This is a genomic window from Streptomyces tricolor (assembly GCF_002155905.1).
GTDB lineage: Bacteria > Actinomycetota > Actinomycetes > Streptomycetales > Streptomycetaceae > Streptomyces > Streptomyces tricolor.
This window is the reverse complement of the sequence record NZ_MUMF01000135.1, coordinates 1-9,152: the sequence shown is the minus strand read 5'-3', so window position 1 is coordinate 9,152 and position 9,152 is coordinate 1. Positions and strand designations below refer to the sequence as shown.

The following is a 9,152-nucleotide window of genomic DNA, read 5'->3' as shown; positions in this document are numbered from 1 at the left end:
ATATGGGCCGCCGCGGCGGCGGGCATCGTCTTCCGCGTCTTCTGGGTCGGCGCCCCGCGCTGGCTGTACACGCCGTGCTACATCGCGATGGGCTGGGCGGCGGTCTTCTTCCTGCCCGACTTCCTGCGCACGGGCGGCATCGCCGTCCTGGTCCTGGTGGTCGTCGGCGGCCTGCTCTACAGCGCCGGCGGCGTGATCTACGGCATCAAGCGCCCGAACCCGTCACCGCGCTGGTTCGGCTTCCACGAGGTCTTCCACTCCCTCACCCTCGCCGCGTTCGTCGTCCACTACGTCGGCATCTCGCTGGTGGCGTACCAGCACGCGTAGACCGCCCTCCGCCCCTTCCAGGGCCACGGCCGCCGAGCCGTGGCCCTTATTTTTATTGCGCCGGCCGTCCGGCGCGTGGGGCGGGAGGAGGCTCCGGCCGTGGCCGCCACCACGGCGGATGCCGGACAATGACCGGCATGACGGCCGCACACTCCCCACTCGCCTCCTCCCCCTCCGCCGCCTCCGCGTCCTCGTCCGACGGCCCCCGTCTCGGCCTGCGGGAGCGGAAGAAGATCAAGACCCGGGAGGCGATCCGGACGGCGACGTACGCGCTGATCGAGGAGCAGGGCTACGACGCCACGACGATCGACCAGATCGCCGACCGGGCCGAGGTGTCGCCGTCGACCGTCTTCCGGTACTTCCCGACCAAGGAGGACATCGTCCTCACGGACGAGTACGACGCGCTCCTCCTGGAGGAGATCAGGCAGCGGCCCCCGGCTGAGCCGTGGCCGGACACCATCCGGCAGGTGCTCCGGCGGGCCGTCCGGCTGGGCGTCGAGGAGGACGCGCGGATCACCCGGCTGCGGACGCACCTGATGGTCCAGGTCCCCGCGGTGCGCTCGCGGATGATGGAGAGCATGTCGGTCACCGGCCGGATGCTCTGCCAGGCCATCGCCGAGCGCACCGGCCGCGACCCGGACGGCCTGGAGGTGCGGGTCTACGCCATGTCCCTGGTCGGCGGCCTGATGGAGGCCTCCCTGTACTGGGCGGAGCGGGGCCACCAGGACGACTTCGCGGGCCTGGTCGACCGCGCCCTCGACGTCCTGGAGCACGGGCTGCCCGGCGAAAACCGCTGAGGTCCGGACACCGTCCCGTGCGATGCTGACGGGGTGAACGGACCCGAGATCCTCGTCGAAGTCGCCCCTGAACTCCATCTGTTCGTGCCGGCCGCCCGCCGCGGCGGAGCCACGGCGCTGGCCACGGACGGCGTCTCGACGCTCGGCCATGTCATCGAGTCCCTCGGGGTCCCCCTCACCGAGGTCGGCGCGCTGGTCGTGGACGGCCGCACGGTCCCGCCCTCGCACGTCCCGGAGGCGGCCGAGCGGGTCGTCGTCCGGCCGGTGGAGCGGCCCCAGCGGGTGCCCGGCGCGCCCCTCCGGTTCCTCCTCGACGTCCATCTCGGCACGCTGGCCCGCCGGCTGCGGCTGCTCGGCGTGGACACGGCGTACGAGTCGACGGACATCGGCGACCCGGCGCTGGCCGCCCGCTCGGCGGCCGAGAAGCGGGTCATGCTCAGCCGGGACCGGGGCCTGCTGCGCCGCCGGGAGCTGTGGGCCGGCGCGTTCGTCTACAGCACCCGCCCCGACGACCAGCTGCACGACGTCCTCGACCGCTTCGCCCCCGAACTGCGCCCCTGGACCCGCTGCACCGCCTGCAACGGCCTGCTGCGGCAGGCCGCCAAGGAAGAGGTCGCCGACCAGCTCAAGGGCGGCACCCAACGCTCGTACGACGTCTTCGCCCAGTGCACGGCCTGCGGGCGCGCGTACTGGAAGGGCGCGCACCACGATCAGCTGGAGGCGGTCGTGGAGCGGGCGTTGAGCATGCGTACCCACGCCGACTGAGTACGCGGGCCGATCCCCGGGACCGGCCCGCGCGGTTGGCTGAGGGCATGAACACGGCACAGACCACCGACCAGGTCCGGGACGACGCCCGCACCGCGGCGGGGTGGGGGCTCGGGCTGCTCCTGCCGATGGTGTTCTTCTGCGCGCTCGTGACGCTCTCCGGCCCGCGGGCCGGCCGGTGCCTCACCTACGGGGAGGACTGCTCGCCGGTGCCCGGCTGGCTGCTGTACGGCAGTTTCTGGACCTCGGTCGTGGCCGGGGTGGCCGCGCTGGTGTGGCCCCGGGCCCGGTGGACGGGTGCCAGGCTCGGGGCCGTGGTGGTCCAGTGGTGCGCCCAGCTGCTGCTGGCCGGGCTGATCCTCAGCTACGCCTGACGTCCCCCTTCCCGCAGGCGATGCCGTCCTTGTCACGGTCCAGGTGGTGGCGGTCCCTGCCGTGCACCTTCATGCGGCCGTAGCCCTTGTCGAGGAGCCAGGTGCAGCGCTCGGCCCGCGGCATCTTCGGGAACGACCACGGCACGCACTGGCTGATCTCGCCGTAGGCGTGGTCGCAGCCGTCGTAGCCCTCGGCCATCTTCACGCCGTGGTGCCGGTGCGCCGACTCCTGTGCCGGTGCGCTCGTGCCCGGTGCGCTCGTAGCCGGTCCGCTCTCGCTGTGTTCGCTCGCCTTCAGTTCGTCGGCGAAGGACTGCACGCGGGCCGCGGCGACCTGTCCCTCGGAACCGATGCGGACCCACCTGGACACCGACGGCACGCCGCCGGCGTCGACCACGGAGAGCATGTACCAGCCGGGCGGTGCCAGGTTCGGGTTGCTGGTCAGGCTGAGGTCGATGGTGGTGCCGTCGACGGTCATCGGCAGGTCGACATAGCGCTGGTTGGGGTCGGAGGAGTGGGTGACGGCGGCCGGGCGGATCAGGGAGGCCTTCACCACCGGCTTGTCGACGGTGATGCGCTGCGTGGTGCCGTACGTCCAGCGGGTGCTCGCGAGCGAGGTGATCTGCGGCCGGTCGCCCCGGAACAGGTACGGCGGCTGGTAGATCGACACGCGCTGGTCGAAGGAGCCGTCACCGGGGTTGTTGCCGATGCTGAGCACCCGGCCGTCCGGCAGCAGCGTGGAGGAGGAGTGGTAGGTGCGCGGGACCGGGTCGGTGGCCAGGCCGGCCTGGAAGGTGTTGGTCGCCGGGTCGTACAGGGAGGCCTCGAAGACGGGGTCCTCGCGGTAGGTGTGCAGGGCGCCGCCGGTCTCCAGGACCTTGCCGTCGGGCAGGATCACCGCGGAGAGGTACACCTTGCCCTGGGCGCCGGTCTGCGGGCTGCCGTCGGCGTAGTGGCCCTGCGGCAGGTCGGGGCCGGGCACGTACTGCGGCGAGGCGGCCTTCAGGTCGATCAGGTCGGTCAGCCGGTGGGCGTCCGGCGCGACGACGTGGTGGCCGCCGCCCATGGTGAGCACCTTCTGGTCCTGGGCGGGCGGCAGCAGCACCGACATCGACTGGTCGCGCTCGTCCTTCTTGCGCAGTCCGGGCACCTCGCTGATGGTGCCGGCGTCGTAGTCGTAGACGGAGGCGCCGGTGCCGGGCAGGCCGTTGCCGAAGACATGGCTGCCGGTGTAGAAGAGGCGGCCGTCCTGGAGCAGGATCATCGACGGGTACAGCCCCCAGAAGGACCAGGCCTGCTTGGCCTCGCCCATCGGCAGCCACTTGTTCCGGGCGTAGGAGAAGTGCTCGTTGACGACGGTGCCGGAGGAGTCCTCGCCGAGCCCGCCGAGCGCGACGACGTCACCGTTGCCCATCGCGGTGGCGGACGGGTACCAGTGCCCGGCGAGCATGTCGTTGACCCTGACGTACGTGTTCCGGGCCGGGTCGAAGACGTAGCTGCTCTTCAGGCCCTTGTAGCCGACGCTGCCGTCCGGGGCGGCGTAGTCCTTGTTGCCGCCGACCACGAGCACCCGGCCGTCCGGGAGCTGGACGTGCCCGGCGCAGAAGAAGTCCTCCGGGGTCGGGATGTCGGTGTAGCCGCCGGTCGCCGGGTCGAACAGGCTGGTCTTGAAGGTGCCGGCGCGGAAGGCGTCCTGGTCGTTGCCGGAGCCGGCGATCAGCAGCACCTTGCCGGTGTGCAGCAGCACCGAGTGGATCGCGCGCACCGGTGCGTCGGCGGTCTGTACGGTCCACCGGCCGCGGCACTCCGGCCCGGTGCCGCCCGTCGCGCAGGGGTCCGGTTCGGCGGGGACGGTGGCGTCGGTCATCGCGTAGTCGTCGGTGGTGAGGGTGCCGACGCCGTACAGGGCGCCGCCCCAGGTGATCCGGTCGGTGTTCGGCGGGATGACCGGGGTGCGCACCTCGGTGCGGGTCCACGCGGCGGACGGGGGCAGGGTCTTGAGGTCGGTCCAGTAGACCCAGCCCTGGGCGGTGTCGTGCCGGAACAGGGTGAACGCGACGTCGGGCGTGCTCGACCGGTACCAGAACGACAGGTCGTACTGATGGTCCGGGGTGACCTGCGGGGCGCAGGAGTTCTCCAGCATCATCGTCTTGCGGTCGCCGTCGGCGCGCCGGGTCAGCTGGATGCGGACGGCGCGGCTGCCGCTGTGGGCGTCGTCGGTGACGGCGAAGGAGAAGTCGTTGTCCCCCCAGCCCGACTTCTCGAAGCACTGCGGGAACCGGGACGGGCCGTCGAGGACCTCCAGGCCCGGGTTCCTCACCAGGTTGCTCGCGGCGTCGGCGCGCTGGGCGCCGAGCGGGCCGAGGCCGGCCGCGGCGGTGAAGAGCAGCAGCGCGGTCAGCAGCAGGCGGGTCCGGGCGGGCCGGGTTCCGGCGGGTCTGCGCGCGCGGTACGGCATGACGGTGTACGGCAAAGAGGTCCCCCCTCGATCGGTGGCGGGCCCTCCGGGTCAGCCGGTGGAGCCGATCCGGAGGATGTCGATCCGGCCGCCGCCCTCCCCGAAGGTGGCGACCGGGGTGCCGTGCGCGAACAGGGCGCGCAGCGTGGGCAGATGCTCACGCTCGCCGCGCAGGGCGGGCGTGGACACCACGTAGTCGATGTCCCTCCAGCCGTGCGGCAGGGTCTTGGTGACCGCCGGGTCCTGGTCCAGCTTGTAGTGCCAGATCACACCGGTCCCGGGCCGGTATCCGGCGTCGACGGCGTCCAGCCAGAGCACGCCGTCGGTGACCAGGCGGATCCGGTCGCGGTCGCCGGTGTCGGTCTCGCGCAGCCAGCGGGCGGCGTCCCGGTAGACGCGGTTGTCGTCGGCGGTGACGGCCGGCCGGCCCTGGCGGTACCAGGCGGGGCCGGCGACCACCGCGGCGGCGAGGACCGCGGCGAGGGCGGCGGCGGGCCGCAGCCGGGGCCGGCCGGGCAGCCGCTCGATCAGCGCCTGGACGAGGCCGGCGAGGGCCAGCGCGAGGAAGGGCAGCACCTGCACGATGTACATCTGCGGCAGGTATCCGCCGGGCCGGAGCGCGACCAGGGCGAGCACCAGGACACCGAGGGCGGCGGGCCGCAGGCGCCGTACCGGCAGCGCGCACAGCGCGGCGACGGACCCGCCGACGAGCAGGTACGGGTCGCGGGTGAGCCAGTCCGCGAACAGCTGGTGGGCGTCGGTGCCGGCCTGGAAGGCGGAGCCGCTGCCCTCGCGCCCGCCGAGCTGGAACCTGAGCGTGCCGAGCAGCGAGACATGGCCGGCGCCGGGCAGCAACTCGCCCTTGAGCAGGGCGTACAGCGGGTAGAACAGGCCGGTCAGCACGAAGCCGGAGAAGAATCCGGCCAGTGAGAACTTGCGGGTGCTGGAGTGGCTGCCCTGCCACATCGCCACTAGCAGCACCGGCAGGAGCACGCCGATGGTCTCCTTGGAGAGCACCGCGAGCGCGAAGGACATGCCGGCCGCGACGTGGTGCCACAGGTGGCGGCGCGGCGAGAGGGCGAAGGCGAACGCGGCCAGCGCCCACAGGACGGCGAAGTTGTCCAGGTAGATCTGCCGGTGCAGGACGACCGTGAGCGGCGACAGCGCGTACAGCAGGACGGCGCCCGTGGCGGCGGGCCGGGCGAGGCCGAGGCGGCGGCCGACCAGGTGGACCAGGACGCAGGTCACGGCGGCCACCGGGAGCATGGCGATGCGCCCCTGGACGAAGGTGGGCAGATCAGGCAGGAGCAGGTCGGGCAGCCAGGAGAGCCCGGCGAGTTGTATCCAGCCGAGCGGCGGGTGGTCGTACCAGTAGGTGTAGTGCGCCAGTTCCCCGTGCTGCACGGCCCAGGCCTGGGCGAGATAGGTGCCCTCGTCGTCGTTGGGAAACGGGTATTTCCCGATTCCACGCGCGCGTACCACGAGCGCGATGATGATTACCGGAGCAAGCCAGAAATAATCCGGCCGAAACAATGTGCGGCGCGCCGCGGGCCGGTCCTCTTGTGAATTCTCCGCCTCCGGCCGGAGAACAACGGCAGTCCCCATGCGGAATCCCCCACCCCCACTTATGGCCCGACTCGCCCCAGGGACCTCCCCCTCGAACCCCCTGGAAATCGGGCAGGCCGCAGCATCATGGCACAGGTCGACCCCCCACATGAGGGGAATCTCGCATTCCGCTCGTGCACCGTCGCCGCATTGCCGGAGAAATGGTGAACCTGCTAGCTTCACTGGAAAGCTCGCCGCGATCGTATTTCGATCATGCGGGAAATCACCCCCGGAAGCCGGGGGAAGTACCGCCCGAAGGGCCCGGGGGAACCGGGGGGTTGTGAAGGGCCCGGCGATCGCGTTCCGCTGCGCGAGCACAAGGAAGACCAGGGAACCGAGGGGGGAATTCGTGGTCTCCGCTGTCCTGTTCATCGATTCCGTCGTCCTGATGGTGGCCGCCGGTGTCACGCTGTGGTGGATGCTCCATGCCTGGCGCACCCCGGAGACGCTCGAGTCCACGGCGTTCGCCGAGCCCGACGGCAAGCCCGGGCTGTCCTTCTCGCTGCTGGTCCCGGCCCGGCACGAGGAGGCCGTCCTGCGGCACACCGTCGAGCAGATGCTCCGCATAGACCACCCGTCCTACGAGATCCTGGTGATCGTCGGCCACGACGACCCGGGCACCGCCGCCATCGCCGGGCAACTCGCCGAGGAGCACCCCGAGAAGGTCCGCACGGTCGTCGACACCCATAAGGTGAAGAACAAGCCGCGCGCCCTCAACACCGCGCTGCCGCACGCCCGCGGCCAGGTCATCGGGGTCTTCGACGCCGAGGACGTCGTCCACCCCGAGCTGCTCGGACACGTCGACTTCGCCTTCCGGCACGGACACGCCGACGTCGTCCAGGGCGGCGTCCAGCTGATCAACTACGAGAGCAGCTGGTACAGCCTGCGCAACTGCCTGGAGTACTTCTTCTGGTTCCGCAGCCGGCTGCACCTGCACGCCCGCAAGGGCTTCATCCCGCTCGGCGGCAACACCGTCTTCGTCCGCTCCGCACTGCTGCGGGACACCGGCGGCTGGGACGGCAACTGCCTCGCCGAGGACTGCGACCTGGGCGTACGGCTGTCCAGCGGCGGCGCCAAGGTCGTCGTCGCCTACCACTCCGCGCTCGTCACCCGCGAGGAGACGCCCGACTCCCTCAAGGGCCTCTACAAACAGCGCACCCGCTGGAACCAGGGCTTCCTCCAGGTGCTGCGCAAGGGCGAGTGGCGGCGGCTGCCCGGCGTCGGCCAGCGGCTGCTCGCCCGCTACACCCTGAGCACCCCGTTCGTGCAGGCCGCGACCGGCGTGATGATCCCGCTCGGCATCCTGGCCGCGCTGATCGGCGGCGTACCGCTGCCGTTCTCCCTGTTCGCCTGGCTGCCGATGATCCCGATGGCCGCGATGGTGGTCTTCGAGGCCGTCGCGCTGCACGACTTCGGCAAGGAGTACGGCTTCCGCATCCGCTTCCGGCACTACGTCAAGCTCGTCGCCGGCGGGCCGGTGTACGCGGTCGTCCTGGCCGCCGCCGCGCTGCGCGCCGTGTGGCGCGAGTACACCGGACGGCACGACTGGGAGCTGACCTCCCACGTCGGCGCCCATCTGCCCGCGCAGACCCCGCAGCCCCAGGAGGCCCGGTGACGGCGCTGCCCGCCCATGTCTCGATCGTCGTACCGACGTTCAACGAAGCCGACAACATCCCCGCGCTGCTCACCCGTATCGGCGCCGCCGTCCCGGACGGCGTCCGCGCCGAGGTGGTGTTCGCCGACGACTCCACCGACCACACCTGCGAGGTGATCGAGAAGGAGGCGGCGCACTGCCCTTTCCCGGTGGTGCTGCACCACCGGCCCGCACCGGCCGGCGGCCTGGGCGGCGCCGTGGTCGAGGGCTTCGCCCGCACCACCGCGCCCTGGATCGTCGTCATCGACGCCGACCTCCAGCATCCGCCCGAGCTGATCTTCGAGCTGATCGCGCGGGGCGAGTCGGCCGGCACGGAACTGGTCGTGGCCAGCAGGTACGCCGCCGGCGGCGACCGCAGCGGCCTGGCCGGCGGCTACCGGAAGCTGGTCTCCAGCTCCTCGACCCTGCTGGCCACCTCCCTCTTCCCCCGCGCGCTGAGCGGCCTCACGGACCCGATGAGCGGCTTCTTCGCCATCCGCCGTACGGCCGTGGACCGGGCCGCCGCCGTGGACGAGGGCCTCCAGCCGCTCGGCTACAAGATCCTGCTGGAACTGGCCGTACGGTGCCGGCCGCGCGGGATCGCCGAGGTGCCGTACGCCTTCGGGGAGCGGCACGCGGGCGCGTCCAAGTCCACGGCGAAGGAGGGCGTGCGCTTCCTGCGCCATCTGATCACCCTGCGCACCGCCGACCCGAGGGCCCGCGCGATCGTCTTCGGCATGATCGGCCTGTCCGGCTTCGTCCCCAACCTCGCCCTGCTGTGGCTGCTGACGGTGACGGTCCCCGGCCTGCCCTACGCCCCCGCCGAGATCATCGCCAACCAGGCCGGGCTGCTGTGGAACTTCGCCCTGATCGACTCCTTCGTCTACCGCAACCAGCGGCGCCACCACCGGCGTACGGCACGGCTGCTCACCTTCGCGGCCGTCGGCAACGCCGACCTGGTCGCCCGCATACCGCTGGCCGCGCTGCTCATCGCGGGCGGCGGCATGTCGCCGCTGCCCGCGACCGCGCTCAGCATGGCGATCGTCTTCACGGCCCGCTTCCTGATCGTGGACCGCTGGCTGTACCGCCGCCTCCGAGCCCGGACCACACCCACGGCCGCACCCGCCGCCGTGCCCGTACCGGACCCGGCCAAGCCGGTACCGGACCCGCTGGGCTGAGGGGCGGGGCGGGGG

General features: G+C 71.9%; 8 protein-coding genes. 6 read left to right on the top strand and 2 right to left on the bottom strand.

Annotated features, from left to right (window positions below):
- The 4 genes from CCN44_RS11005 to CCN44_RS10990 all read left to right on the top strand — a co-directional run.
- The coding region (locus tag CCN44_RS11005; RefSeq protein WP_208639752.1) for a hemolysin III family protein at positions 1-327 on the top strand (327 nt) is incomplete at its 5' end.
- A gap of 137 nt (positions 328-464) precedes the next feature.
- Complete coding sequence (locus tag CCN44_RS11000) at positions 465-1,124, top strand: TetR/AcrR family transcriptional regulator (RefSeq protein ID WP_086697507.1); 660 nt, start codon at positions 465-467, stop codon at positions 1,122-1,124.
- A 33-nt stretch (positions 1,125-1,157) separates the two neighbouring features.
- The gene (locus tag CCN44_RS10995) at positions 1,158-1,889 is read left to right on the top strand and encodes a Mut7-C RNAse domain-containing protein (RefSeq protein WP_059252329.1); all 732 of its coding nucleotides are present in this window, start codon (positions 1,158-1,160) and stop codon (positions 1,887-1,889) included.
- A 47-nt stretch (positions 1,890-1,936) separates the two neighbouring features.
- Positions 1,937-2,263: a hypothetical protein gene (locus tag CCN44_RS10990; protein ID WP_059252328.1), complete on the top strand. Its 327-nt coding sequence runs from the start codon at positions 1,937-1,939 to the stop codon at positions 2,261-2,263.
- Here the strand turns inward: CCN44_RS10990 and CCN44_RS10985 are convergent.
- Complete coding sequence (locus CCN44_RS10985; protein WP_086697506.1) at positions 2,250-4,721, bottom strand: galactose oxidase early set domain-containing protein; 2,472 nt, start codon at positions 4,719-4,721, stop codon at positions 2,250-2,252. The two genes, CCN44_RS10990 and CCN44_RS10985, sit on opposite strands and share 14 nt — an antisense overlap.
- A gap of 51 nt (positions 4,722-4,772) precedes the next feature.
- A complete protein-coding gene (locus CCN44_RS10980) occupies positions 4,773-6,203 on the bottom strand; it encodes an ArnT family glycosyltransferase (protein ID WP_158103088.1) in 1,431 nt (476 codons plus the stop codon).
- 511 nt (positions 6,204-6,714) lie between these two features.
- Here CCN44_RS10980 and CCN44_RS10975 point away from each other — a divergent pair.
- Positions 6,715-7,941, top strand: coding sequence for a glycosyltransferase family 2 protein (locus CCN44_RS10975; protein ID WP_086697504.1), 1,227 nt, complete (start codon positions 6,715-6,717; stop codon positions 7,939-7,941).
- A complete protein-coding gene (locus tag CCN44_RS10970; RefSeq protein WP_063808582.1) occupies positions 7,938-9,137 on the top strand; it encodes a glycosyltransferase in 1,200 nt (399 codons plus the stop codon). The genes CCN44_RS10975 and CCN44_RS10970 overlap by 4 nt, the downstream gene beginning before the upstream one ends.
- Positions 9,138-9,152: the final 15 nt, after the last annotated feature.